Source organism: Paraburkholderia sp. 31.1, assembly GCF_014397645.1.
GTDB classification, from domain to species: domain Bacteria; phylum Pseudomonadota; class Gammaproteobacteria; order Burkholderiales; family Burkholderiaceae; genus Paraburkholderia; species Paraburkholderia tuberum.
Window position 1 is genome coordinate 1 of the sequence record NZ_VZQN01000139.1, and the last position, 1,928, is coordinate 1,928.

Annotated in this window: 2 protein-coding genes; one reads left to right on the forward strand and one right to left on the reverse strand. The window is 58.5% G+C overall.

The annotated features are described in order from the left end of the window. Nucleotides 1–524, forward strand: a 524-nt coding sequence (locus tag F6X37_RS35615) for a glycosyl hydrolase (RefSeq protein ID WP_222945042.1), incomplete at its 5' end; no start/stop codon positions are given. A 1,118-nt stretch (nucleotides 525–1,642) separates the two neighbouring features. Here F6X37_RS35615 and F6X37_RS35625 read toward each other — a convergent pair. Continuing rightward, nucleotides 1,643–1,928, reverse strand: a 286-nt coding sequence (locus F6X37_RS35625) for a tyrosine-protein kinase family protein (RefSeq protein ID WP_222945043.1), incomplete at its 5' end; no start/stop codon positions are given.

Genomic DNA, 1,928 nt, shown 5'->3' on the forward strand with positions numbered 1-1,928 from the left:
TCTACAACTCGGCGTACCCGAATAACGGCTGGAAACCGCCCGCGGGCAGCGAGCTGATCCAGGCGACCGACTACATCAAGGCAATGGGTAACAACACGAAGAGTGCTTCCAGCCCGTTGAACACCACGATCGACGTCGTCGACGTTCACCCGTACTTCAGCAGCGCCGACTACCAAACGCTGATGCAGTCGTTCAAGACGACCGTTTCGAATCTGGTCGCTAGCGGTCCCAAGCCGATCTGGATCACGGAAACCAACAACGGGGCGACCCGTACGGACGCCGGACAACTCGCGGCATTCAATCAGTTGAAGGTGCTGATGGACAACGGTTCGGTGGCAAAGGCGTTCTGGTATGTCGTGCGTAACGGCGATCCGAGCAACGGGGAAGGCGACGGCTATTCGATCTACGATTACAACCGTAACCTGATTTGTCCGCAGCTTGCCGCCGCTATTCGGGCCTACACCGCGAGCATCCCGCGAGCGCAGCGATTCCTATCGGGTTTCTACCTGACCCCGGTCCAGTGAAGGCGTCTAATTGCAATCGATGAGATGAACGCGAACGCCGACTCCGCCGTTTGCGTCATTTTGCTGTTCTGCCCTGCTCCAACGTGCTTGATGGTGTTGCAAAGAGGAAGCAGCGCACATCCGCAATGACGGATGGATCATAAGAGGGCGATGAGACTAATTCTCCTCCTTTGATCCTCTCGCGCGCGCAACACAAAGCGCACACGCGAAGACCCCAATCGCCACGCCGATCAGCAGACAGGCGGCATGCGTCAAGAAAGTTACCATCTTCCACTCCCTTTACGACCACATCGAATTTTCGAGAAGTTGAACAGCACGATGTCATCGGTGGCGTAGCTATGGCTTGAGCTCTTCCCTAGCGGCACCGGACAGTGTGATGAAGGCGATCCAAAGTCCGGCAGAGATTGACAAGGGCGCAATGTCCCGCTTGCGGATGGATGCCGACCTAATAATCGAACTCACTATACCACGGGTTTAGCCACGCTTTCGGCGCCAAACTTCAGAATGGCAAGCGCATTGCATCGCCGGCGGCGCGCGGGTTCAGAAGAAGAACGTGACGTACGAAAATAGCCGACGCGGTAGGCGAGCGCGAAGCTGCCGGCGTCGCGATGGACGAATATCATCAGCATCAAAATGGCAGACGCCGGCCGGCACAAACAGAGAGGTCGGAAAGATCCCGCCATAGATGAAGACGCCGGTGCCCGTGCGCTCAGCTGGTCAGCGCTTCACCCAGCGTCTGTTGCAGAAACACGCCGAATGCGAGGGCGATCACCGGGATCGAATCGGAGGGGCCGGAAATGGTCGTGGCCACCAAGCGCGGGGCCGATCGGTATGGCGACGGCGCTGCAACTCGTCATTGCACGCACGGCTTGGGCCTTGTCCGCCGCCATGCACGCAACCTCCAGACGCAAGCCGATTAACGAGCGGATAAAAAGTACCCGCGAGCCGTCGGCCCGCAGAACTTCCCGATCAATAGAATCGAAACGAAATTGAGCGCCTGACTCAGTACAACTCCAGCGACACTGACGAATGAGTCTTTGATATCCGCCAATCATCCACGCCGAAAGTCGGCTGATTTTTCATCGCCATTCGTGACGACGGCCCTCGCGCCGTGAAGGCTAGTCTTTCTTTGTCTCTCCACTGGCCGGCAGTGCATCGAGATAGGAAGCACTGCGATAGAGGTCTGCGCGCGCGCCGAGACTATAGCGATAGACATCCGTATCGATCCCGTTGAAGATCACGCCCTTCACCCGGGCATTCGCCTGCTTGAGCTGCGCGGTCGCCTCCAGCACCTGCGCAATGGAAGTGGTCTCGAAGCGGGTCACCAGCAACACCGTGCCGCAGCTATCCGCAAGCGCGGTCGCGTCGGAGACGGCGAGCACCGGCGGCGTGTCGATCAGCACG